Here is a 22,629-nt window from a genome sequence, read left to right as displayed (position 1 = left end):
TGACCTGATTGCAACAAAATTAACCTTGTGCTGCTTTCGCCGCTGCGGCTACTTCATCAGCAAAGTTTAATACTTCTTTTTCAATCCCTTCACCCACTTCTAGACGAATAAATCTAGAAACAACGGCATCATGAGACTTTAATAGTTTCTCAACAGTTTGATCTGGGTCTTTAACGAACGGCTGACCTAACAGGGTAATTTCTTCCAAGAATTTACGGATACGACCTTCAATCATCTTTTCGATAATTTCAATAGGCTTACCACTTTCTTTTGCCTGGTCAGTTAATACATTACGTTCTTTATCAAGAATAGCAGGGTCGACATCCGCTGAAGAGATGGCTTGTGGTTTCGAAGCGGCCACATGCATTGCTACATCACGAATTAAAGCATGATTGCCATTACTCATTGCAACAACCACACCGATTTTTTCGCCGTGCTGATAACTTCCAATCTCACCGTTATCCACTTCAACAATCTCAACGCGGCGAATCTGCATGTTTTCACCGATTTTCGCCACCATCGCACGACGTGTCTCGTCAAGCGTTTTACCTGATTTCATTGTTTGCTTTTCTAATTCTTCAGGGTTAGTTAGACCATTATCAAGAACAAGCTGTGCAATTTCATCAGCAAAACCCTTGAACTCATCACCCTTGGCAACAAAATCCGTTTCGCAGTTTACTTCAACAATCGCTGCTCTCTTCTTGTCGTCAGAAATAACAATAGCAATAACACCTTCAGCGGCAACACGCCCCGCTTTCTTGTCAGCACCCGCCATACCTTTAACACGCAAAAATTCGATGGCTGCTTCGATATCACCCTGGGTTTCATTCAATGCTTTTTTACAATCCATCATGCCTGCGCCTGTTCTTTCGCGCAATTCTTTAACCATAGCCGCTGTAACTGACATTTTTTGATCCTTGTTTTAAATTCAATAGAGTAGAAACAACCAGGCCTGGTTTCCCAGGCCTGGTAACATGCAATATTACGCCTTAGGCGGTTTGAGCAGTTTCTTCTGCTGCTTCAACAAATTCATCCGCAACACCTGTTGTCACACTGGCTTTAGCTTCGATAATCGCATCAGCCATTGATTCAAGATAAAGCTTAACAGCACGAATAGCATCATCATTACCAGGAATAATGTAATCAACGCCATCAGGTGAGTTATTAGTATCAACCACACCAATTACAGGAATACCTAGCTTTTTAGCTTCTAGGATTGCAATATCCTCATTACCGGTGTCGATAACAAAAATAGCGTTAGGCATTGCGCGCATATCTTTGATACCACCCAAAGATAGTTCAAGTTTATCTAGCTCACGGGTTAAAGTTAACGCTTCACGCTTGGTAATTTTTTCAAAGGTACCATCTTGAGCCATAACTTCAAGTTCTTTCAAACGTTTGATAGACTGCTTAATCGTTTTGAAGTTGGTCATCATGCCACCCAACCAACGGTGGTTGACGTAAGGCATACCACAACGTTTTGCTTCTTGAGCTACGATATCACGTGCTGCACGCTTAGTACCCACAAACAAAACCTTACCTTTATTTGCAACAACAGAACCTGCAAAGTTCAAGGCATCATTAAACATAGGAAGTGTTTTCTCTAGGTTAACAATATGAATTTTGTTTCGCGCACCAAAAATATACTGACCCATTTTCGGGTTCCAATAACGTGTTTGGTGTCCAAAGTGACAACCTGCCTCAAGCATTTGACGCATAGTAACTTTTGCCATGTTTTTCTCCAATTTTGGGTTAGGCCTCCGTTTACCCATCTAAAACGAACCAGGCCTGGTTAACATTCAGGCTGGCACCCCGCTCTAGGTTTCAGTAAACGTGTGATTTAATATATGATACTCACCAAGTTTGATAAGCGGCGCATTTATACCATAGTGCTTCAAAATAAACAAGCCTCCAGCGCAATCTTGATAAATAAACAACTTTTAAACTTGTAAAATTCTTGTAAGGCTTAAATTCTGTTAGACTTTAATTTTTGTTTTATCCTACTTATTAATTATGACTATTATTTTAAAATCGACTACCCAAATTGAAAAAATGCGCATTGCAGGCCAACTTGCCTCGCAGGTTTTAGATATGCTGACACCCCATATTAAACCAGGGGTTAGCACAGATGAATTAAATCAGCGCGCCCACATCTACATGACCGAAGTTCAAGGTAGTGTTCCAGCAACCTTAAACTACCGTGGATTTCCAAAATCTATTTGCACCTCCATTAACCAGGTAGTATGTCACGGTATTCCAAGTGATAAAAAACTGAAAAAAGGTGACATCATTAACATTGATGTCACTGTTATTAAAGACGGTTACCATGGCGATACAAGCAGAATGTTTGAAGTCGGCAAGGTTAAACCCTTTGCTTCCAGACTCTGCAAGGTAGCCTATGAATGCCTATGGAAAGGTATCGCTGAGGTAAAACCTCAGGCCTCACTTTTTGATGTAGCTCTCGCCATCGAAAACCATGCACACGCTAATCACTGCTCGGTTGTTCACGAATACTGCGGGCATGGCATTGGTCAAGACTTTCATGAAGAACCCCAAGTGCTTCACTATGCTTCGGATGACCTTAAAGAAATCATTCTTAAACCCGGCATGACATTCACCATTGAGCCCATGATTAACCTTGGAAAATCAGATGTTAAACTGCTAGGTGACAATTGGACTGTTGTCACCAAAGATCGAAGCTTATCGGCACAATGGGAACATACGTTAGCTGTAACCAAAACAGGTTATGAGATATTCACGCTCCGACCAGGTGAGACCCCTCTTTTTTAAAAGGAAACACATGCCAAGTCAAACTGATTTCCCCAACTTCTTAAGTGCACTAAAACACCAACCGGAGATGGTCGTGAAAACCGGTCGTGACATGCTTAAACGGTTTAACCAGCATCAGTTTAACCAGTATGATCAAGGCACACCTGTCTCTGAACTAGTCAAAGAGCGAGCTGTATTTGTTGACCAAATTCTCAAAAAAACTTGGCAACACAATTTTGATGGCGCAAATTTCACCCTTCTCGCGGTAGGGGGTTATGGTCGCAATGAACTCCACCCCTACTCCGACATTGACATACTGATTCTATGTAAAACCTCTCTAACAGACAACACACAGGTAAGTCAGTTTATAACATTACTTTGGGACATAGGCTTTGAGGTCGGCCACGCCATTCGCACCCTAGACGAGTGCACTCAAGCAGCGCAAGACGATATCACCACCGCGACTAACTTACTTGAGGCACGCTGGCTAACTGGCAACTATAGCCTATTTGAACAACTACAATCCCTTTGGAAACAGCCCGATTTTTGGCCAACCCATCGTTTTTTTCATGGCAAAATGGCCGAACAACAAGCACGACATAAACGTTTTCATGACACGGTTTACCAACTTGAACCCAATATCAAAGAGAGTCCAGGGGGGCTTCGCGATATCCAAACGCTTTTTTGGGTTGCCAAACGCCATTTTAATGCAACGTCCATTAACCAGCTCGTGCAAAAACGATTTATTACGCCTGAAGAATTTCGCGAACTCGATGCCGCTTATAAGTTTCTAAGTCGGGTTAGATTTCTATTGCACCGTTTAAAAAAACGGCGTGAAGACAGACTCTCATTTGACAACCAACAAGACGTTGCAGAAAATTTTGGCTACCAAGACTCGCCTGAAAAACTAGCTGTGGAACAATTTATGAACAGCTATTACCGAAACTTGCGCTCTGTTGTAAAACTAAATGAAATACTCCTTCAACACTTCAACGAAGAGCTTTGTGACCTAAAAACCCCAACAATTACCAATATTAACCAGCGTTTTCAACTCATCGACCAATACCTTGACATCCGCTCAGAGAAAGTTTTTCAATACTTCCCCAGTGCACTTTTAGAAATTTTTATTATTTTAGAAAATGATCCAAGTATCGCAGGCATTCGTGCACGTACTATCCGCCTACTCCGGGAAAACCTCCACCTTATTGATGAGGATTTTCGACGCGACCCAATCAACAAGGCCCTATTTATAGAAATACTTCGCCAACCAAGAGGCATTAATGCCTCGCTAAAACGCATGCACAGCTACGGTTTGTTGGATGCCTACATTCCAGCTTTCCATAAAATTACTGGACTCATGCAATTCAATATTTTCCATGCTTATACCGTTGACGAACACACGCTTCTGGTTATCCGTAATCTAAGACGTTTTTTTATCAAAGAATATGCCTTCGAATTCCCAACTGCACACCAAATCACTAAAAATATTTGCAAACCTGAAATACTTTTTTTAGCCGCTTTATTTCATGACATCGCTAAAGGTCGAAATGGTGCGCATGAGATACTCGGTGCACAAGACGCCCTCCAATTTTGCCAACAACATAATTTAAATGAGTCTGACACCAAACTCGTTACCTGGCTTGTTCGCTATCACCTAGAGCTTTCAAGTGTCGCTCAACGTAAAGACTTAAGTGATCCCGCTGTAATCCAAGCTTTTTCAAACTTTGTCGGCACACAAGATCGCCTCAACTATCTCTACTTGCTAACCGTTGCTGACATATGCTCAACCTCTGACGATGTTTGGAATGACTGGAAAAATGGACTGCTTCTTGACCTTTACAACCAAACATCACACGCATTGGACAAAGCACTTGAAATACCCAAAACAAAAACCAAAAAAGCTTTATTACACCAAGAAAAAGCCCGTGAGCTCTTAGCTAAAAATGGCTTGACTGTAAGCGACTACCAAGCGTTTTGGAATGCACTAAAAAAGTCGGCCTTTTTTACCCGCCAAACACCTATAGAAATTTGCCGCTTAACACTAACACTTTATCAACGCCACCAACAAGACGTCAGCATTCACATCACCGCTAAAACTCAACGCGGTGCATCTGAACTCATGATCTACATGCAAAATCGCGACTTTTTGTTTAGCCAAATAACCCAAACCCTTGACAATTTAGATTTGAATGTTGTTGAAGCTAAAGTTTACTCAACCACAGAAAATATGACACTTGTACTGGTTTATTTCCTTGATCGCGACCAGACTGCGATTGAAGATCCAGCCATTATTCAACTCATAACTAATAAATTGAAAAAAAACCTGAATGAACCCAATGGTGTTCCCGTCTCGACTAATCTTCGACGCTCTCGACAAGTTAAACACTTTAACACCCCTACCGATATTGAATTTCGTGAAATCAATAAACATCTAACAGAAATCACCATAACCACTAAAGATATATCCGGTCTACTATCGCGCATTGGCCAGGCCTTTCGTGAGTGCGAAATTCGCATGCATGATGCCAAAATCAACACCGTTGGAGAAAAGGCTGAAGATACATTTATCATCAGCAGTATTGACAATAAAGCACTCGAAGAGCATGAAAACCAACGTTTAAAACAAACACTAATAAGGGCTATTACTCACTAAACGGAACTTAAACACGCTCACTAAAAACCACTTAAACCTCACAAAGCTCGATAACATTGTTATCTAAGTCACTAAAAAACAACGCTTTTCTACCTGATTGACTTAGCGTATAACCAAGCTGCATCCTATCGAGTTTCGCTATAAACGTTTCAAGTTGACTAACCCTCAGCGCAAAGTGTCGATCACGGCCTCCATGAGCAGGCCTGGTTATGCCTTGATAAGGATTGGGCAACTGCATTAAATGCAAGGTTTGATTATCCCCCAAACCTAGCCAGTAACCCGGAAAACCCAAATTAGGCCTTTTAAGCACTTCCAAGCCCAATACTTGCTGATAAAACTTACAGGCTTGCTGCGCATCTGAAACTATTATACTCACGTGATCTAAACCCAAAACACCAGACATCGCTTCTCCTTTTTCTTTAGCCTGAATACTAAAACTGCTATAATAATCAAATTGTATTTTATTTTAACTAGTGGAAAAGAAGATTATGCCTGCAGATTTTCAACAAATTATCGAAGCGGCGTTTGAACGTCGTGCTGAAATCACCCCTAAAAACGTTGATGCTGAAACGAAACGTGCCATTCAAGAAACTTTGCATTTATTAGACACCGGCACAATGCGTGTTGCCGAGCGTCAAGGGGTCGGCAAATGGATCGTGAATGAGTGGTTAAAAAAGGCCGTGTTATTATCCTTCCGCACCGAAGACAATGTATTGATGAATTCATCTGAAACGCGTTACTTTGACAAGGTACCGTCTAAATTTGCCGATTACTCACAAGCGGATTTTGAAGCAGCGGGGGTTCGTGTGGTTCCACCTGCTATGGCTCGTCGTGGTGCTTATATTGCCCCAAGTACGGTGCTAATGCCATCCTATGTCAATATCGGTGCCTATGTAGATTCTGGCACCATGGTTGACACCTGGGTAACGGTTGGCTCTTGCGCTCAAATTGGTAAAAACGTGCATTTATCGGGCGGTGTTGGCATCGGCGGCGTATTAGAGCCATTACAAGCCGCGCCAACCATTATCGAAGACAATTGCTTTATCGGTGCGCGCTCTGAAGTGGTTGAAGGCGTGATTGTTGAAGAAGGCTCGGTAATCTCAATGGGCGTCTATATTGGTCAATCAACCCGCATTTATGATCGTGAAACCGGCGAAATCCATTATGGTCGCGTGCCGGCTGGTTCGGTCGTTGTTTCAGGTAACTTACCTTCTAAAGATGGCAAGTACAGCTTATACTGCGCAGTAATTGTGAAAAAAGTAGATGCTAAAACACTTGGCAAAGTCGGCATCAACGAACTTTTACGCGATATTTAATTTCTACTCACGCTAGGGCGTTTTTTATAACGCCCTTGAAAAAACAGAGCTCGCCTATGATTCTTTATGGGATTGCCAATTGTGACAGCGTTCGCAAAGCTAAAAAAACCTTAGAATTACAAGGTCATGAATACCAGTTTCATGATTTTCGCAAGCAGGGTTTAACCCCTGATATCATCCAGGCCTGGTTGAAACAGGTCGATTATAGCCTATTAATCAACACGCGTAGCACGAGTTGGAAAACCTTAACCGATGAACAAAAACACAGGGTTGAGAACCAGGATTTAACCCTCGTTTGCCAACTACCTACCCTGATTAAGCGCCCCGTTTTGCAAACGGATCATCGCATTCTCATTGGGTTCAACCTAGCCGAGTATCAAAGTTTATGAATCCGAACACAACACCAACTCTTAGGCTGGCACGTCAATTATTACAAATTGACTCAGTGACACCAGACGACAAGGGTTGCCAAACGATCATCGCTGATTTTTTGTCTGACCTAGGTTTTAAAAATGAATCTATGCCCTTTGGTGAAGTGACCAACCTTTGGGCGCGAAAAGGCCAGTCCAAACCGCTGGTCGTTTTTGCCGGGCATACCGATGTTGTCCCAACCGGTCCGGTTGAAAAATGGCAATATCCACCCTTTAGCGCTGAAATTGAGGGCGACATGCTCTGCGCACGGGGTGCTGCGGACATGAAAAGTGCGATTGCGTGCTTTATGATTGCAACCGAACGTTTTGTAAACGACCATCCTGATCACCCAGGTTCGATTGGCTTTTTGATCACCAGCGATGAAGAAGGCCCTGCGCTAAATGGCACGGTTAAAGTGATTGAAACCCTTGAGGCACGCCAAGAAAAAATTGACTATTGCTTAGTGGGCGAACCCTCCAGCGATATAAAGCTTGGGGACTCAATCAAAAACGGACGCCGTGGTTCTCTAAATGGATGTTTAACGATTAAAGGCGTACAAGGACATATTGCTTACCCTCAACTTGCTGATAATCCTGTGCATAAAGCCCTGCCCGCGTTAGCCGCCTTAACCGGTATAGGGTGGGATCAAGGCAATGATTACTTCCCGCCAACGGGTTTACAAATATCCAATGTTCAGTCAGGTACAGGCGCAACCAATGTCATTCCTGGCGATATTTTAGTAATGTTTAACTTCCGCTTTTCAACCGAGCACACCCCTGAAACACTCAAGCAAGGTGTTATTGATTGCCTGGCGCCGTTTAACTTAAACTACGAGTTAGAGTGGAACCTATCTGGCCTACCGTTTGTAACCCCTGCCGAGGGTTTACTTATTCAGGCGACCGGTGACGCCATTGAACAAGTTTTAGGCTATCGTCCCGAACTCTCTACCGCTGGCGGCACATCGGACGGTCGATTTATCGCCCCCACCGGTGCACAAGTCATCGAATTTGGGCCCTTAAACGATACGATCCATAAAATTAACGAACGTGTTAGTGTGTCAGACTTAAACCAACTCACTGATATTTACTATCAAATACTCGTTAACTTATTAATCAAGGTGACTTAAATGGAACTTCCACTTTCGGTGCAAGCATTTTTGATTTTTATCCAGATTGCCGCCGTGGTGCTGTTTATTTGGCTAATTTGGCCGCTGGTTAAAAACGAAGAATGGAAGAAAAAGTTCATTGATAACAAACAAGCCCTGTCGATTTTTATCGTCTTTGTACTGGTGTTTGTCTTTATTTATGGCATAACGGCTGTTTTTAATTGGCTCTATCCCGTTGAACTGATGTATTAACCAACAAAATAAAAGCGTTGAAATTAAAGCAATAACAAAAGGAACAACTATGAGTGATCAAGATATAAAAACCATTACTCAATCGGTACTGGGTGCCGACTTAAATGAAGTAGAATGCCTGGCTGTATTAGGTATATCTAGCCATCGTTCATTAAAAAAAGATGAAATTCTTTTCCGAGAAGGCGCATCAGATGATCAACTCTATGTTTTGGTTTCCGGAAAAATAGACGTAATCAAACACTATGGTCAAAAAGATGAAACGGTCATGGCCACATTAAAGCCTGGCGCACTAGCTGGCGAATTGAGTTTTATTGATGGTGAACCTCACTCAATGACCCTCAAATCGCGCGCTGATAGCGAAGCGATCATTTTACATCGTGCTGATTTTGAAAAGCTTATCGAAACGCAGCCTACAGCGGTTTATCACGTCATGCGTGCCATTTTACGCTCTTCACACAAACTCCAGCGTGAACTCAATACACGCTTTATGGAAATGAACCGTTTCGTGACGAACCAATACATGTAACCTTGAATTTTTAGATCTTCTCGCAACGACGTCGGGAAGATCTAAATCCTGAATACTAACCCAACCTACCCGCTCGCTTAAGCACTTTATAAATATATACCCCATAAACCCCTACACTTACCGCCATAATCACCCCAATAGTGCGCCACTCTGATGATAAATTAGATGCAAAAACAAAAATCACCGCAAACGGCGTAACGTAACGAAGGCTAAAATTAAACAGGGCTAATAGACGACCTTTTAACTCAATTTGCGCCAAACGTGTTTCTGGGCGCATCGCCCAAGCGACAAAAATACCAATAAACAAGCCACCTAATGGCAACATAATACTCGAGGTAATAAAGTCCAATAAAGAGAAAAAGTTTCGCTCACCCACAATATAAAGCGTTTCCCAATAATTAAACGACAACACCGTACCTAAGCCAACAAACCAGACTAAACCACCCAGTATCCATGCCGATTTTGCACGTGTATAACCCCAATTTTGTTCAAACCAACTGATCGCCGGCTCAATTAACGATATAGCCGACGTCAGTGCCGCCATGACGACTAACAAAAAAAACAGCGTACCAAATAACCAGCCCGCGCCCATTTGACCAAATGCAATCGGCAATGTTTGGAATAATAAACCCGGCCCCGCACCCGGTGCTAAATCGTTGGCAAACACAATAGAAAACACAACCAGGCCTGCTAATATCGCAATCAAAGTATCCATAATAACAATAAAAACACTCGCTTTCGCAATGGACATCTCTTTACCAACATAGGCTCCATAAGCCATCATCGTCCCTAAACCAATACTCAAGGTAAAAAACGCATGCCCCATCGCGACCATAACGGCCTGCCAACTCAACTTAGAAAAATCAGCGCTGAACATAAAGGTCCAACTTTGCCCAAACGCCCCGGTAGTGGTCGCATAACCAAGCAACACCAATAGGATTAAAAACAAACCGGGCATCATAAAGTTAATCGCTTTTTCTAAACCACCACGGACACCGCGTGAAACAATTAAAATCGTTAACAACACCATCATGCTATGCCAAAACAACAAGGCCCAAGGGTTTGACACCGTAGCATCAAACAAACCTTGTGCCGCCTCGGCACTCATTTCAATAAACAGGCCTTGCAGACTATTAAAAAAGTAAGCTAACGCTAGGCCAGCAATCACCGTGTAAAAAGATAAAATCAATAAACCCGCCAAAACACCATTAAGACCCAGCCCTGCCCAAAGTTTAGATGTCTTACTTTCATGCGCCAAATTGGCCATGGCTTGCACCGGATTGGCTTGACCTGCTCGACCCAGTGCTATTTCAGATAACAAAATGGGTAAACCAATAATCACAATACAAGCCAAATAAACCAACACAAAAGCACCGCCTCCATTGTCGCCCGCAATATAGGGAAACTTCCAAATATTACCCAGCCCAACCGCAGATCCAACCGCCGCCATAATAAAAACGGTTTGAGACGACCAGGATTGTTTTGAAAGTTTTAAAAGTTCCATAGGGTTTTCCTTTATAATCACAGAAGATTTATATTAATCATTTTTTGAATTATAAAAAACAAAGCAAAAACCATGCACATTCAAGCCAACTACCTAATTACTCACCTAAACACCTTTAATATTGTCACAAAGACACGATACTACGCTGAAGTGAATCGCCAAAGTGACATTACGGTTTTACGATCGGACCTTAAGTTAGCCTCTTTACCTTGGACAATTATCGGTGACGGCAGCAATATATTATTCACTCATGACCTTGAGGGATTGGTTATTCGCTGCAGTTACGATAAAATTCGATTAGTTAAAGAGGACCAAGATGGTGTATGGTTATCTGTAGGCGCCGGGATAAATTGGCATAAGCTAGTTGAATATACTGTCAACAAAGGCTGGTGGGGCTTAGAAAATTTGGCTTATATACCAGGTACAGTTGGTGGCGCGCCAGTTCAAAACATTGGTGCCTATGGAGCGGAAGCGCGCGATAGCATTACACGCATTCAAGCATTAAATTTATATGATGGCACCCGAACAGAATACCGTAACGCTGATTGTCAATTTGGTTACCGTAGCAGCATCTTCAAACACGAACAAAAAAACCGTATGCTAGTGCATCGCATAACATTTAGACTTCGTAAACTTCATGCTGGTCAAGCTAACCTAGTATACGAACCACTGAAAATTGCGCTTCAAGAACAGGACAAATCCACTATCACACCACGTGATGTATTCGACGCCATTGTTGCAATCAGACAAGCAAAATTACCCGATCCTAAAGTTCAAGGTAATGCAGGAAGTTTTTTTCAAAACCCCATCATATCCGCTGATTATTTCGAACAAATCAGCCAAAAAATTGATGAGCCCATTCCCAATCATAAAATGCTAGATGGCCAATACAAAATCCCCGCTGCCTGGCTGATCGAAAACGCCGGTGCAAACCATTTTACCGCTGGACGCGCAGCTGTATCTAAGAAACACGCATTAGTGTTAGTGAATTTAGGCGGTGCGGTGGGTGATGACGTAGTTGAACTATCTAAAAAGATTCAAGATGAAGTCATGCACAAATTCGGCATTCACCTTGAACCTGAAGTGAATATTTTATAAAAACTACAGCAAACTAGCTTGATTCTGATCGTTAAAAAAAGTTAAATGCTTGACAGCGGCTTGCCAAAGGGGGTTGTAGTGGAGTTTATCGTATCGCACCTTAGGGTGTCCATGAAGGCGAATAAGTCGGGCATGCGAAACCACACAAGGTCGATGCACCCCCGCATTAAGTACCTGCGGGATTTCGGCTAGCTCGTTGCATACTAACACCAAATCACAGCCCGCCTCTATCGCCATTCTGACACGTTCAACCGTGTCACCATACACTGCCGCAGCTTGCATACCTAGGTCATCGCTAATTATCGCGCCCTCAAAGTGACAGGTTTGGCGCAGGATTTTTTGTAACCATATTTTAGAAAACCCAACAGGTAAATCATCTACAGCTGGATAACGCACATGCGCTGGCATCACCGCTTCTAATCCATGTGCCATCAAGCTCAAAAAAGGTTGCAAATCACGCTGTTCAATTTCTGGCCAAGTACGCGCGTCGATCGCTACGGCATGATGGGTATCTGCCTGCACAAAGCCATGCCCTGGAAAATGTTTGGCAACACTCGCCATTCCCGCTTCACGCATGCCTTGGGTTAATGCCAAAGCGAGTTTTCCTGTAACAATCGGGTCGGCAGAAAATGCGCGATCACCGATCACATGGCTTTCGCCATAATCCAAATCGACTACCGGCGCAAAACTAAAATCGACGCCGCAAGCAAGAAGTTCCGTTGCCATCAGCCAGCCCATTTCTTTGGCAAGCTTCAAGCCCTTTGCATTATCATCTTGATAAAGCTGCCCTAATTGGCGCATCGCCGGCAATCGACTAAAGCCTTCTCGAAAGCGTTGTACTCGCCCGCCTTCATGATCTACTGCAATGAGTAATTTAGGATGGCGCAGGTTATGAATCTTCTCACACAAGGATTGCAGCTGTTGAGGCGATGAATAGTTTCGACTAAACAGAACCACCCCCGCCACCCGTGGATGCACTAAATAATCCCGCTCATGCGCCAGCAAACTCTCACCCGCCAATCCAATCAACACCGACCCTAATGACAGGGCTTTTCCTTGTGTTTGAATCATCTATTTTCCTTTAATTTTCAAGCCTACCCAAAGGGGCAAAGGGGCAAAGGGGCAAAGGGGTATAAAGGTCTTGGTTTGTTAGTGCGTCATTCCGGTCTAGGCCGGAATGTATCATTTTTTAGCTTGATGCTTCACATCCAATTTATCGCGCGCCATATCGCCGAGGATATTAATGGCCAACACCACCAGCATCAAGGACACACCAGGTACTATCACCAAATGCGGTGCGACTAATAAATAGCGGGTGCCCTCCCGAATCATATTACCCCAAGAGGCATCCGGTGGTTGAACGCCTAAGCCTAAAAACGACAAACCGGCCTCAGAAATCACCGCACCCGCAAAACCAAACGTCGCCTCGACGCCCAAGGGAGCGGCAATTAAGGGCAGCAAATGACGGCGTAAAATCACCGGCTGGCTCACACCCAGTGCGCGTGCTGCTTGGATGTGCTCTCGGTGACGTAAACTCAAGACCTGGGCGCGAGCCAAGCGTGCATAACCTACCCAACCGACCACCACTAATGCAATAATCACATTTTCAATACCCGGCCCCAATACCGCCGCCAAGCCTATCGCTAATAACAAACCAGGAAAGGCTAAAAACACATCAATGATTTTGACAATCACCCGATCAATCCAGCCGCCAACATAGCCGCTATAGGTGCCAATCGTAATGCCAATCAACGCTGAAAAAGTCACCACACCCAGCGCAACAAACAAGGAGGTTTGCGCACCGAGCAATAAGCGCTCAAATAAAGGCCGCCCTAGTTCGTCATAACCTAGCCAGCGTTGTGCGTCGCCCGATGCCATTAGCTTGGCTAAATCAATTTGGTTAGCCGATTCACCAACAAAAAACGCTCCGATCGCCATTAACAGCCACAGGGTCACAATCGTCATCGCCAGCCAGCGCATTAGGGTGTTGATGTGCAAATTAAACCGCATATTAATTGGCCAACCTAATTCGTGGATCCAGCCAAGCATACACCAGCTCGGTCAGGGCGTTTACGCTGATATAAATCACGCTGATAATTAAAATACAGCCTTGCACCACTGGATAATCACGCCGCTGAATCGAATCAACTAATAATTGCCCCAGGCCTGGCCAATCAAACACCACTTCGGTAATCACCGCGCCACCGAGCAAGGTGCCAAGCTGTAAGCCCATAATCGTCACCACCGGCAACAGCGCATTACGCAAGGCATGTACCCCATAAACCCGGGTTTTGTTTAAGCCTTTAGCTTTCGCCGTGCGAATATAGTCTTCATGAAAAATTTCTAATAACGAGGCGCGTAACATTCTGGCTAAAATCGCAGCCAAGGCCGTGCCCAGTGTGAGCGCTGGCAGCACCCATGCCCAAGGCTGGTCGGCGCCACTTACCGGCAACCAAGCTAAACTTATCGAAAACAATAAAATCAACATCGGCCCTAGCCAAAAATTCGGAATCGACACCCCCACCAGCGCGACAGTCATTGCCGTATAATCTGGCCACTGCCCCGCCCTTAGCGCCGCCCACATGCCCAGTGGAAACGCAATCAGAACGGCAATGAGCATCGCCATCACCGCTAAATAGGCAGTCATCGGTAAACGCTCTAGCAATAATTCACTCACTGGCTGATGAAAAAACAATGACTGACCAAAATCAAACTGCAACAGGCCACTAAAATAAATTACATACTGCTGCCAAAGGGGTTTATCCAGGCCCAGCTGCTGGCGCAAGGCTTGTTCATCCGCTGGCGAAGCCCAATCACCTAGCATCACCGATACAGGGTCGCCTGGCACTAAATGAATCAACAAAAACACCAAGGAGCTCACCACCCAGGTCACCAACAGGAGCGAGCCGAGCTGACGCAGCAGATAACCCATCATGGTTTAATCTCCACTGGCGTGCCGACAATAACGAGGTCAAACAAACACATCACATCCGGATTATGCATGCGAATACAACCATGTGAACAGGGCACGCCCATGGGTTCGCTATCGGGAGTACCGTGGATATAGATATAACGCTGCATGCTATCGACCTGCCCCAGACGGTTGAGCCCGATTTCACAGCCACTAAGCCACAAAATACGACTCAAAATCCAATCTCTTTGTGGGTAGGTTTGAGCTAAATCTGGTGTATAGATTTCGCCTGTCGGACGACGACCCACAAACACGCTGTTGATCGGGTGTTGATGGCCGATTTTCGCACGGATAATATGTTGACCCACAGGGGTTTGATTAGAGTTTTTTTGTTGCCCAGCGCCTTTGAGCGCGGTGCTGATTGGAAAGACCATCGCTGGTTTTCCAGCTTGAAATAGCGTCAGGGTTTGTTGTGGCAAACACACTTCAATATGATTTTCACGATAACTCCCACGATTTAACACAACCCGACCTGGTTATTCTTTGTAGCCGCTAGTAATCGGATAACGACGATCACGACCAAACGCACGCATTGAAATACGCACGCCCGGCGCGGCTTGGCGTCGCTTGTATTCGCTGCGCTGAATTAAACCCACTACCCGATCAATCTCCTCTTTCGAGGCTAGGGCTTGGGCGTAAATTTCAGCTGGCGTTTGATCTAGTTCGACATAAGCTTTGATAATCGCATCCAACACATGGTAATCCGGTAAGGAATCCTGATCACATTGGTCAGGGCGTAATTCAGCCGAGGGCGGACGGGTGATAACACGCTCTGGAATCACTGGGCTAATACCATTGCGGTAATGGGCTAAACGATAAACCAGGGTTTTGGGCACATCTTTTAATGGCGAAAAACCGCCAGCCATATCACCGTACAGGGTGCTATAGCCCACCGCCGATTCACTCTTGTTGCTGGTCGCTAGCACCAGTTTACCCAGTTTATTTGACATCGCCATTAGCAAGCAACCGCGAATCCGTGCTTGCAAGTTTTCTTCGGTTAGATCGGGTGCTATGCCCTCAAAACGCGGCGCCAAGCTTGACTCAAACCCTTGGTAGATTGATTCAATAGGTAAGCAGTGATAAGCTACGCCCATCGTATCTGCTTGCTGTTGGGCATCGTCTATACTCATTTGCGCGGTATAGTGAAACGGCATCATCACTGCTTCAACCTGATCTGCACCCAAGGCATCAACCGCTAGTGCCAGCGTGAGCGCCGAGTCGAGACCACCAGACAAACCTAACAACACGCCTTTAAAACCATTTTTTTGCACATAATCACGGATACCGAGTTTAATCGCCTCATACACTCGCGCCTCGCTGCGATAAAGCTCGGCCTGCTGACCATTTATCAGCACAATATTATCAGCCTGCTTCACCAGCTCAACTGGAATCAAATCAACCTCAAACTCCTGCGCTTGGACTTGGATTTCACCATCAGCGTCCATCGCAAAGGAGCCGCCATCAAAAACCAGTTCATCTTGCCCACCGACTTGATTAACGTAAATCAGCGGCAATTTAACCTCATCCACGCGACGACGCGCAACTTGTAAACGGTCGTGGTGTTTTTCAGCATGAAAAGGTGAGGCATTCAAATTCAAAATAACATCCGCACCTGCACGTGCTGCTTGAATCACAGGACCAGGTCGCCAAATATCCTCACAAATCACCAAACCAAAATGAATACCCTTAAACTCGATAACACAGGATTTTTTACCTGAAGAAAAATAACGTTGCTCATCAAACACGCCATAATTGGGTAAATTCTGTTTCATATAACTGGCTTGGATTAAATCATCATAAATCCACGCCGCCATATTAAAACGTTCACCCAATGCATCCATCATCGGATAACCGACCACAATCGCCACATCCTTGACACGTTTGCACAGCTCGGTGAGTGCGTCTTGAACTTGTGGATAGAGCCCATGACGTAATAGCAAATCCTCAGGCGGACAGCCTACTAGGCTTAACTCTGGAAACACCACTAGATCGGCATCAAGCTCATCTCTGGCACGTTCAGCGGCGTCAATAATCCGCTCAACATTACCCACAATATCGCCAACCAACGGATCGATTTGCGCCATTACAACCTGTACTGTATGTGACATAGTGGTTTACCCCAGTAATTAAAGCGCTTAGCTCTCCAAACGCTGTTTAATAGCAGAACCCAACTCAGTCGGCGAATACACAATCGTGACACCGGCGGCTTCTAGCGCGGCAAACTTAGCTTCAGCCGTACCCTTGCCGCCACTAACAATCGCTCCTGCATGCCCCATACGCTTACCCGCTGGAGCCGTTACCCCTGCGATATAAGCTACCACAGGCTTAGTAACGTGCGCTTGAATATATTCAGCCGCATCCTCTTCAGCCTGACCACCGATCTCACCCACCATAATAATGCCTTGGGTTTGCGGGTCTTGTTCAAATAATTTTAAACAGTCAATAAAACTCATGCCATGAATCGGATCACCGCCAATCCCCACACAGGTGGATTGTCCTAGCCCGTTTTGAGTCGTTTGATGCACCGCTTCATAGGTCAGCGTACCCGAACGCGATACCACGCCAATTTTGCCGGGCAAATGAATATGACCAGGCATAATTCCAATTTTACACTCACCCGGTGTAATCAGACCGGGGCAGTTCGGTCCAATCAACACACTGTCAGAGGCATCCAATACCGCACGCACCTTGATCATATCCGCGACCGGAATGCCTTCAGTAATACAAGCAATCACCTTAATTCCGGCATCAATCGCCTCGATAATAGAATCGGCTGCAAATGCGGGGGGTACATAAATCATACTCGCTTCAGCGCCAGTTTGTTTAACCGCATCACGCACAGTGTTAAAAACAGGCAACCCTAAATGGGTTTGGCCACCTTTACCCGGTGTCACCCCCCCCACCATTTTAGTGCCGTAGGCTATAGCCTGCTCCGAATGATATGAACCCTGCTTTCCGGTAAAGCCTTGGCAAATTACGCGGGTGTCTTTGTTAATTAAAATACTCATCCACCCTCTCCTGCCAATGCTACCACTGTTTTTGCTGCGTCGGCCAAATCATTCGCCGAAACAATTTTCAGCCCACTTTGTGCCAAACGTTCACGCCCAAGTTCAACATTAGTGCCTTCTAAACGCACCACCACAGGAATCGACAAACCGACTTCTTTCACTGCCTGGATAATACCCTCCGCAATCAAATCGCAGCGTACTATGCCACCAAAAATATTAACTAAAATGGCTTTTACTTCAGACGATGACAAAATTAATTTAAAGGCTTCCGCTACACGTTCAGGCGTAGTGCCACCGCCAACATCCAAAAAGTTTGCTGGTTGACCACCATAAAGCTTAATCAAGTCCATTGTCGCCATCGCCAGACCTGCGCCATTCACCATACAACCAATATTACCTTCAAGCGCAATATAGCTTAACTGATGCGCCCAAGCCTGTGCTTCGCGAACATCTTCTTGCGAAATGTCACGCATCGCAACCAGGCCTGGTTGACGATAAAGCGCATTCGGGTCGATATTCACCTTTGCATCCAGCGCGACTAATTGATTATCTGCCGTCACCACTAGCGGATTAATTTCCACCTGCGCCAAATCTTTTTCAATCGCAAGTTTATAAAACTGGTTCAACATCACCCCCAACTGTTTAAACGCTTCGGCTTTCAAACCTAACGCAAAGCCTGCTTCTCGTGCTTGATAGGGCATCACACCTAAAACGGGATTAATATCAAGGGTATGGATTTTTTCTGGATGATGCTCGGCGACCGCTTCAATATCCATACCGCCTGAGGCTGAAAGAACAAAACGGTAACGACGAGTCACGCGATCCACCACCAAACTCAAATACAGCTCTTGTGCAATATCCAGCGTTTGTTCAATCAAAAGCTGACTGATTGGCAAGGCTTTGCCTGCGGTTTGAATCGTAGCTAAGGACGAACCCAACAGCGAACTCGCTACTTCGCTGGCTTCTTCTAGGTTTTTCACCAATTTCACACCACCCGCTTTACCCCGTGCTCCGGCATGAATTTGGGCTTTTACTACCCAGCCATTGGATTTGATTTTTTCTATTGCGGCGGGGAGCTGAGCCAAATTATCAATCACCTCACCTTGTGGCACGGCAATGCCGTAGTCGCTAAACAGTTTTTTAGCCTGATATTCATGTAAATTCATGGAAAGGATTAAACTCCAAATAGATGTCTTAATACAAATAATTGTAATATTGTAGAATGGTTATAAAATGATTGCACGACAAACTGGCTCAAAACTAACAAAAGGCGCTCAAATCTATGCAAGCTGTACTACTTTTATCGATTGTGATATTGATTTATTTTGTATTACGTTTAGTAATTAACGTAATTGTTGAGGCACGTGCAAAACTTCAAGACGAACGATCTGAGATGGGAGAAGAGCCACCAAGTCAAGCCATGGTGCGTTGTGCCCACTGCGGCATTCATCTTCCCCAGTCAGAAGCTTACTATGACGGCCAGCACACCTACTGTAGCGAAGGCCATATGAAGCTCGGCCCAAAAGACTATGAAAACAACCTAAAGCAACCCAGCCATGGCGGCAACAATGAGGATAATGATTAAAGCCCATTAGCTTGATTCTAGCTAGTTCCCAGCCAGTTTTTAGCTGACTATTATGAGCTGACTTTTTCGATTTTAGCTTCGAAAATAAAGATTTCGCCAGCTAGGGGATGATTGAAATCAACTTTAATTTTGTCATCATTGATAGAAACAACCGTACCGGGAACCTGGTCTCCGGTTGGGGTATCAAAACCGACCACATCCCCCACTTTTAAAGTCATATCATCCGGAAATTCTGTTTTATCTAAATCATAGATATTAGCGGGATCCGGATAACCAAAACCGTCTTCTGGTGGGACAAAAAACTTGCCGCTCGTTCCCTCTTCTAACCCAATCAACAGACTTTCTAAACTAGGAATTAAGCTACCATCACCAATTTGAAATTCAAATAACTCACCAGGTTCTGTTTTATCAATTTCAGTTTCATCCGTTAAGCGCATTGAATAAGAAATTGCGATTTGGCTGGCTTCAGTTACGCGCGCAAGCAAAGCGGTTTTATCTGTCATACACATACATCCTACAATTAGGTTCGACCAAAGAAACGGAAAGGTTCACGTGGAATATGACCACAACGAATATGCCAAGTGAGTTTATGACTACAATCAGCACCTACCGCACACTGCGCATGATGTATCGCCAACTCACCATCTCGATGCGCTTGGCGTAAAACATAACTATAGCCCGTTGGACATAGCTGTTCGGCCTGGAGACGCAAACGTCGATTTTCAAACTTCATCGGTGGCTCATTGCGCTTAATACTTAAGATAAATTCATCTTCTGCTAGGACAGAAACTTCAACACCATTCTGGGGGGAAACAGCTTCATCACTAACGGGCGTTTGACTACAAGCTGTCAACACAACCAGGCCTGGTACTAACAACAATAAATGTTTTAATTTCATGACTACTCTCAAATTCAAAAAAATTTTATAAATTCTAACACATTCACTTTGTAGCCTTGTTGCTTTAAGATCAAGTAAAATAGGTTATAACAATTTATTAAGGGTGTATTATGATTATTGATCGTATTGAAAATGCAAAACTTTACAAGGGACTACACCCTTCTGTTGATCAAGCGCTGGACTATATTGCAACCACCCCTAGAGCTGAACTGGATCAGCTTAAACCAGGACGCTATACACTCTCCCCGCAGCTTGACGCAATTATTGATGAATACGAGACCCAATCCAGTGAAGGCAAAGACTATGAAGCACACAAAACCTTTATTGATGTGCAATTTATACTCGCGGGTGAGGAATATATGGGAGTAGCGCCCTTAGTTAACCAAACACCAGTGCACGCTTATAACCCAGACAAGGATTTTGCACTTTATCAGGTGTCAGGCCAAATGTTTAAAGTGAAAGCTGGAATGTTCGTTATTTTCTTCCCAACCGACCTGCATTTACCCAGCATTGGCATGCCAGCTAAACATGTTAGAAAGCTGGTTATGAAAGCACGCATTCAGGGTTGATTTGTCACCATAAATACCAAGAGGAACACTATGAACATCACCATTTTAGGAACCGGATTCGCTGCCCTAACAGCCATTAAACACGTCAGAAAAAAACTGCCTGATGCTCGTATTCAGGTGATCGCACCGACTAAAGCGCTTGTTTATTTACCTAGTCTGATCTGGATTCCTTCAGGACTCAGAAAAGCCGATGATTTACGCATTGATCTGCATAACTTTTTTAATCGCCAATGCGTTGAATTTGTTGAAGCTAGCGTAACTAGCTTAAGCGAATCGGGCCGAGTCGTTTATACCGACCAAGGCGAGTTTGAAAACGATGGCCTCATTATTGCCAGCGGTGGACGCTTTATCAAAAAACTGCCAGGCATTGAACACGCCATTACGCCCTGCGAAGGCATTCCTGCCGCTGAAAAAATTCGAGATAGATTGGCCGAGATGGACTCAGGCACGATTGCCATAGGGTTTGGTGGAAATCCAAATGAGCCTGCCGCAATGCGAGGCGGGCCAATGTTTGAGTTTTTATTTGGTATTGATACCTTATTACGCCAACAAAAACGCCGTGACCAATTTAAGCTGGTGTTTTTTAATCCTGCGGCAGAACCGGGCAAACGCCTAGGCGATCAATTCCCTGAAAAACTTAAAAAAATGCTCGATAAAAAAGGCATCGAAAGCAAGCTAGGCCACAAAATGACAGGATTTGAACCTAACCTTGTTAAAACCGAAGGTGAACGTTTTCATGCGGATTTAATTTTGTTTATGCCAGGCATGACAGGACCCGCCTGGCTAGACAATTCCTCACTGCCAAAATCTGCAGGTGGAATGATTGAAGCGGATGAACAAACTCAAGTTAAAAGCCTAGAGCGTGTTTATGTAGCTGGCGATGCGGGTAGTTTTCCTGGCCCGGCTTGGCAACCTAAACAGGCTCATGCCGCCGACATTCAGGCCAAAACAGCCGCGCATAACCTAGTCGTGGATTTAACCAACCAGGGAGAAAAAATAAAAATCAAACACGAACTGGTGTGCATTGTTGATACCCTAAGCCATGGCATGCTGATTCGTCGAACCGAATCGGGCACATTAATGCTGCCGCCTTGTCGTTTAATGCATTATGCTAAACGCTTTTTTGAAGGTTGGTATTTGCGCCAATACCGCTAATTTTAACACTGCGCGCTTGCTTTGGTCTAAAAGCGCGCAGTCTTGTTCGTTATCTCTTGGTTTTCTACTTGGTTATCTAATCGAATGATACCGCTCTCGCCCGCCATGTCACCCAATAACCAAACCTGCTCAAATGGATGCGATTCAGGCAAATTTATATAATGACAGCGTGCTTCAAAATCTTGTCGTTGCCAGGTTGGATGGGTATTACGAATGACAAGCCAGGTTGTAACTGAATCATAACGTTTTTCCGCTTTATTGGCTAACAAACGATTCAGAGCTTCAAGCAACCTATGGTCAGGCGGGGTCAAGGAGAGGTGCTCAAGTTCCAAACGAGTGTGCTCAGTCAACTCTCGCCCTAATAAATGTTTGGCTTCTTCAGTGCTGGCGTATAAGTGAGCAATTTCCAGATCCAGTTTATTGCCATTCCAATAACAACTCACATCTGGTTTTTGGGGCTCATTGTGCCATATATGGCGCATTTGTATGCCATGGATTTTTTCGTAAGCCCGCATAAAAAGTCGAGCCGCCTCATGTTCTAACCTTATTTTTTCTGACACTCCCATTAAAACACCTTCAGCCACCTATAAGATTTAGTCATTAAAAAAAGTGGTGTCAACGAAATACCAAATCATAAAGCCACCATACACAATCACCATAACCCAACTCAGCAGCGTAATAGGTCGCAAACCTTTTTGCTCTGGAAGCTTTTCGCCACGCCACTGCATTTTTTTAAGCCGCCATTGTCGCCTTAACATCCAGAGAAAAAAAACAATCACCGCAAACAGTGTTAAATATTTAAACATAAC

The 22,629-nt window shown here is 44.5% G+C and carries 26 protein-coding genes; 11 read left to right on the top strand and 15 right to left on the bottom strand.

Going from position 1 to position 22,629, the window contains the following annotated elements; genetic code table 11:
• Positions 1-19: 19 nt before the first annotated feature.
• Both tsf and rpsB read right to left on the bottom strand, forming a co-directional pair.
• A complete protein-coding gene (gene tsf, locus P8S55_RS08980) occupies positions 20-907 on the bottom strand; it encodes a translation elongation factor Ts (RefSeq protein ID WP_289223878.1) in 888 nt (295 codons plus the stop codon).
• 82 nt (positions 908-989) lie between these two features.
• A complete protein-coding gene (gene rpsB / locus P8S55_RS08975) occupies positions 990-1,733 on the bottom strand; it encodes a 30S ribosomal protein S2 (protein ID WP_289223877.1) in 744 nt (247 codons plus the stop codon).
• Positions 1,734-2,013: 280 nt separating this feature from the next.
• Here rpsB and map point away from each other — a divergent pair, with 280 nt between their 5' ends.
• Both map and glnD read left to right on the top strand, forming a co-directional pair.
• A complete protein-coding gene (gene map, locus P8S55_RS08970) occupies positions 2,014-2,790 on the top strand; it encodes a type I methionyl aminopeptidase (protein WP_289223876.1) in 777 nt (258 codons plus the stop codon).
• A gap of 10 nt (positions 2,791-2,800) precedes the next feature.
• Complete coding sequence (gene glnD, locus P8S55_RS08965) at positions 2,801-5,422, top strand: [protein-PII] uridylyltransferase (RefSeq protein WP_289223875.1); 2,622 nt, start codon at positions 2,801-2,803, stop codon at positions 5,420-5,422.
• A gap of 31 nt (positions 5,423-5,453) precedes the next feature.
• Here glnD and P8S55_RS08960 read toward each other — a convergent pair whose 3' ends face one another.
• Complete coding sequence (locus P8S55_RS08960; RefSeq protein WP_289223874.1) at positions 5,454-5,825, bottom strand: VOC family protein; 372 nt, start codon at positions 5,823-5,825, stop codon at positions 5,454-5,456.
• A gap of 85 nt (positions 5,826-5,910) precedes the next feature.
• Here P8S55_RS08960 and dapD point away from each other — a divergent pair, with 85 nt between their 5' ends.
• Genes dapD through P8S55_RS08935 form a run of 5 tightly spaced genes read left to right on the top strand, consistent with a single transcriptional unit; the run spans position 5,911 to position 9,032 of the window.
• On the top strand, positions 5,911-6,738 hold the full coding sequence (gene dapD / locus P8S55_RS08955; protein WP_289223873.1) for a 2,3,4,5-tetrahydropyridine-2,6-dicarboxylate N-succinyltransferase: 828 nt from the start codon (positions 5,911-5,913) through the stop codon (positions 6,736-6,738).
• A gap of 56 nt (positions 6,739-6,794) precedes the next feature.
• A complete protein-coding gene (locus P8S55_RS08950) occupies positions 6,795-7,127 on the top strand; it encodes a Spx/MgsR family RNA polymerase-binding regulatory protein (protein WP_289223872.1) in 333 nt (110 codons plus the stop codon).
• Positions 7,124-8,275 carry a succinyl-diaminopimelate desuccinylase gene (dapE, locus tag P8S55_RS08945; protein WP_289223871.1) on the top strand — a complete coding sequence of 384 codons (1,152 nt, stop codon included), beginning with the start codon at positions 7,124-7,126 and terminating at the stop codon, positions 8,273-8,275. Before P8S55_RS08950 ends, dapE begins: the two co-directional genes overlap by 4 nt.
• Positions 8,276-8,506, top strand: a complete 231-nt coding sequence (locus P8S55_RS08940; RefSeq protein WP_289223870.1) for a hypothetical protein — start codon at positions 8,276-8,278, stop codon at positions 8,504-8,506.
• Positions 8,507-8,555: 49 nt separating this feature from the next.
• A complete protein-coding gene (locus P8S55_RS08935; RefSeq protein WP_289223869.1) occupies positions 8,556-9,032 on the top strand; it encodes a Crp/Fnr family transcriptional regulator in 477 nt (158 codons plus the stop codon).
• A gap of 55 nt (positions 9,033-9,087) precedes the next feature.
• Here P8S55_RS08935 and P8S55_RS08930 read toward each other — a convergent pair whose 3' ends face one another.
• A complete protein-coding gene (locus P8S55_RS08930; RefSeq protein ID WP_289223868.1) occupies positions 9,088-10,536 on the bottom strand; it encodes a sodium-dependent transporter in 1,449 nt (482 codons plus the stop codon).
• A gap of 72 nt (positions 10,537-10,608) precedes the next feature.
• Here P8S55_RS08930 and murB point away from each other — a divergent pair, with 72 nt between their 5' ends.
• A complete protein-coding gene (gene murB, locus P8S55_RS08925; RefSeq protein WP_289223867.1) occupies positions 10,609-11,634 on the top strand; it encodes a UDP-N-acetylmuramate dehydrogenase in 1,026 nt (341 codons plus the stop codon).
• Positions 11,635-11,637: 3 nt separating this feature from the next.
• On the opposite strand, the gene nagZ is transcribed toward murB, so the two are convergent.
• The 7 genes from nagZ to sucC all read right to left on the bottom strand — a co-directional run bounded on the left by nagZ (position 11,638) and on the right by sucC (position 18,779).
• Complete coding sequence (nagZ, locus tag P8S55_RS08920; RefSeq protein ID WP_289223866.1) at positions 11,638-12,705, bottom strand: beta-N-acetylhexosaminidase; 1,068 nt, start codon at positions 12,703-12,705, stop codon at positions 11,638-11,640.
• 111 nt (positions 12,706-12,816) lie between these two features.
• Positions 12,817-13,644 carry an ABC transporter permease gene (locus tag P8S55_RS08915; RefSeq protein ID WP_353957010.1) on the bottom strand — a complete coding sequence of 276 codons (828 nt, stop codon included), beginning with the start codon at positions 13,642-13,644 and terminating at the stop codon, positions 12,817-12,819.
• Between the two features lies 1 nt (position 13,645).
• Positions 13,646-14,569 (bottom strand): nickel ABC transporter permease, encoded by a 924-nt coding sequence (nikB, locus tag P8S55_RS08910; protein WP_289223865.1) that lies wholly within the window; start codon positions 14,567-14,569, stop codon positions 13,646-13,648.
• Complete coding sequence (locus P8S55_RS08905; RefSeq protein WP_503010305.1) at positions 14,566-15,069, bottom strand: L,D-transpeptidase family protein; 504 nt, start codon at positions 15,067-15,069, stop codon at positions 14,566-14,568. The genes nikB and P8S55_RS08905 overlap by 4 nt, the downstream gene beginning before the upstream one ends.
• Before the next feature lie 12 nt (positions 15,070-15,081).
• Positions 15,082-16,713 carry an NAD+ synthase gene (locus tag P8S55_RS08900; RefSeq protein WP_289223864.1) on the bottom strand — a complete coding sequence of 544 codons (1,632 nt, stop codon included), beginning with the start codon at positions 16,711-16,713 and terminating at the stop codon, positions 15,082-15,084.
• A gap of 27 nt (positions 16,714-16,740) precedes the next feature.
• On the bottom strand, positions 16,741-17,613 hold the full coding sequence (sucD, locus tag P8S55_RS08895; RefSeq protein WP_289223863.1) for a succinate--CoA ligase subunit alpha: 873 nt from the start codon (positions 17,611-17,613) through the stop codon (positions 16,741-16,743).
• A complete protein-coding gene (sucC, locus tag P8S55_RS08890) occupies positions 17,610-18,779 on the bottom strand; it encodes an ADP-forming succinate--CoA ligase subunit beta (RefSeq protein ID WP_289223862.1) in 1,170 nt (389 codons plus the stop codon). The genes sucD and sucC overlap by 4 nt, the downstream gene beginning before the upstream one ends.
• A gap of 116 nt (positions 18,780-18,895) precedes the next feature.
• Between sucC and P8S55_RS08885 the strand changes: the two genes are divergently transcribed.
• Positions 18,896-19,198: a PP0621 family protein gene (locus tag P8S55_RS08885; protein WP_289223861.1), complete on the top strand. Its 303-nt coding sequence runs from the start codon at positions 18,896-18,898 to the stop codon at positions 19,196-19,198.
• Between the two features lie 50 nt (positions 19,199-19,248).
• Here the strand turns inward: P8S55_RS08885 and P8S55_RS08880 are convergent, their stop codons facing one another.
• A complete protein-coding gene (locus tag P8S55_RS08880; protein WP_289223860.1) occupies positions 19,249-19,701 on the bottom strand; it encodes an FKBP-type peptidyl-prolyl cis-trans isomerase in 453 nt (150 codons plus the stop codon).
• Between the two features lie 17 nt (positions 19,702-19,718).
• Positions 19,719-20,096: a hypothetical protein gene (locus tag P8S55_RS08875; protein WP_289223859.1), complete on the bottom strand. Its 378-nt coding sequence runs from the start codon at positions 20,094-20,096 to the stop codon at positions 19,719-19,721.
• A 110-nt stretch (positions 20,097-20,206) separates the two neighbouring features.
• Here P8S55_RS08875 and P8S55_RS08870 point away from each other — a divergent pair, with 110 nt between their 5' ends.
• Together P8S55_RS08870 and P8S55_RS08865 are read left to right on the top strand one after the other, a co-directional pair.
• Complete coding sequence (locus P8S55_RS08870; protein ID WP_289223858.1) at positions 20,207-20,665, top strand: NanQ anomerase/TabA/YiaL family protein; 459 nt, start codon at positions 20,207-20,209, stop codon at positions 20,663-20,665.
• Positions 20,666-20,695: 30 nt separating this feature from the next.
• The gene (locus tag P8S55_RS08865; protein WP_289223857.1) at positions 20,696-21,820 is read left to right on the top strand and encodes an NAD(P)/FAD-dependent oxidoreductase; all 1,125 of its coding nucleotides are present in this window, start codon (positions 20,696-20,698) and stop codon (positions 21,818-21,820) included.
• 26 nt (positions 21,821-21,846) lie between these two features.
• Here P8S55_RS08865 and P8S55_RS08860 read toward each other — a convergent pair whose 3' ends face one another.
• Complete coding sequence (locus tag P8S55_RS08860; RefSeq protein WP_289223856.1) at positions 21,847-22,386, bottom strand: hypothetical protein; 540 nt, start codon at positions 22,384-22,386, stop codon at positions 21,847-21,849.
• A gap of 27 nt (positions 22,387-22,413) precedes the next feature.
• Complete coding sequence (locus P8S55_RS08855) at positions 22,414-22,626, bottom strand: hypothetical protein (protein WP_289223855.1); 213 nt, start codon at positions 22,624-22,626, stop codon at positions 22,414-22,416.
• Positions 22,627-22,629 lie beyond the last annotated feature (3 nt).

This window comes from Thiomicrospira sp. R3, from assembly GCF_029581415.1.
Lineage (GTDB): Bacteria > Pseudomonadota > Gammaproteobacteria > Thiomicrospirales > Thiomicrospiraceae > Thiomicrospira.
The sequence above is the reverse complement of the archived record's forward strand: the minus strand, read 5'-3'. Positions and strand labels throughout refer to the sequence as shown.

Bases quoted from the DNA above. Each gene is read 5' to 3' on its own strand.
- tsf (WP_289223878.1), bottom strand. From the start codon at position 907: ATGTCAGTTACAGCGGCTATGGTTAAAGAATTGCGCGAAAGAACAGGC.
- rpsB (WP_289223877.1), bottom strand. From the start codon at position 1,733: ATGGCAAAAGTTACTATGCGTCAAATGCTTGAGGCAGGTTGTCACTTT.
- map (WP_289223876.1), top strand. From the start codon at position 2,014: ATGACTATTATTTTAAAATCGACTACCCAAATTGAAAAAATGCGCATT.
- glnD (WP_289223875.1), top strand. From the start codon at position 2,801: ATGCCAAGTCAAACTGATTTCCCCAACTTCTTAAGTGCACTAAAACAC.
- P8S55_RS08960 (WP_289223874.1), bottom strand. From the start codon at position 5,825: ATGTCTGGTGTTTTGGGTTTAGATCACGTGAGTATAATAGTTTCAGAT.
- dapD (WP_289223873.1), top strand. From the start codon at position 5,911: ATGCCTGCAGATTTTCAACAAATTATCGAAGCGGCGTTTGAACGTCGT.
- P8S55_RS08950 (WP_289223872.1), top strand. From the start codon at position 6,795: ATGATTCTTTATGGGATTGCCAATTGTGACAGCGTTCGCAAAGCTAAA.
- dapE (WP_289223871.1), top strand. From the start codon at position 7,124: ATGAATCCGAACACAACACCAACTCTTAGGCTGGCACGTCAATTATTA.
- P8S55_RS08940 (WP_289223870.1), top strand. From the start codon at position 8,276: ATGGAACTTCCACTTTCGGTGCAAGCATTTTTGATTTTTATCCAGATT.
- P8S55_RS08935 (WP_289223869.1), top strand. From the start codon at position 8,556: ATGAGTGATCAAGATATAAAAACCATTACTCAATCGGTACTGGGTGCC.
- P8S55_RS08930 (WP_289223868.1), bottom strand. From the start codon at position 10,536: ATGGAACTTTTAAAACTTTCAAAACAATCCTGGTCGTCTCAAACCGTT.
- murB (WP_289223867.1), top strand. From the start codon at position 10,609: ATGCACATTCAAGCCAACTACCTAATTACTCACCTAAACACCTTTAAT.
- nagZ (WP_289223866.1), bottom strand. From the start codon at position 12,705: ATGATTCAAACACAAGGAAAAGCCCTGTCATTAGGGTCGGTGTTGATT.
- P8S55_RS08915 (WP_353957010.1), bottom strand. From the start codon at position 13,644: ATGCGGTTTAATTTGCACATCAACACCCTAATGCGCTGGCTGGCGATG.
- nikB (WP_289223865.1), bottom strand. From the start codon at position 14,569: ATGATGGGTTATCTGCTGCGTCAGCTCGGCTCGCTCCTGTTGGTGACC.
- P8S55_RS08900 (WP_289223864.1), bottom strand. From the start codon at position 16,713: ATGTCACATACAGTACAGGTTGTAATGGCGCAAATCGATCCGTTGGTT.
- sucD (WP_289223863.1), bottom strand. From the start codon at position 17,613: ATGAGTATTTTAATTAACAAAGACACCCGCGTAATTTGCCAAGGCTTT.
- sucC (WP_289223862.1), bottom strand. From the start codon at position 18,779: ATGAATTTACATGAATATCAGGCTAAAAAACTGTTTAGCGACTACGGC.
- P8S55_RS08885 (WP_289223861.1), top strand. From the start codon at position 18,896: ATGCAAGCTGTACTACTTTTATCGATTGTGATATTGATTTATTTTGTA.
- P8S55_RS08880 (WP_289223860.1), bottom strand. From the start codon at position 19,701: ATGACAGATAAAACCGCTTTGCTTGCGCGCGTAACTGAAGCCAGCCAA.
- P8S55_RS08875 (WP_289223859.1), bottom strand. From the start codon at position 20,096: ATGAAATTAAAACATTTATTGTTGTTAGTACCAGGCCTGGTTGTGTTG.
- P8S55_RS08870 (WP_289223858.1), top strand. From the start codon at position 20,207: ATGATTATTGATCGTATTGAAAATGCAAAACTTTACAAGGGACTACAC.
- P8S55_RS08865 (WP_289223857.1), top strand. From the start codon at position 20,696: ATGAACATCACCATTTTAGGAACCGGATTCGCTGCCCTAACAGCCATT.
- P8S55_RS08860 (WP_289223856.1), bottom strand. From the start codon at position 22,386: ATGGGAGTGTCAGAAAAAATAAGGTTAGAACATGAGGCGGCTCGACTT.
- P8S55_RS08855 (WP_289223855.1), bottom strand. From the start codon at position 22,626: ATGTTTAAATATTTAACACTGTTTGCGGTGATTGTTTTTTTTCTCTGG.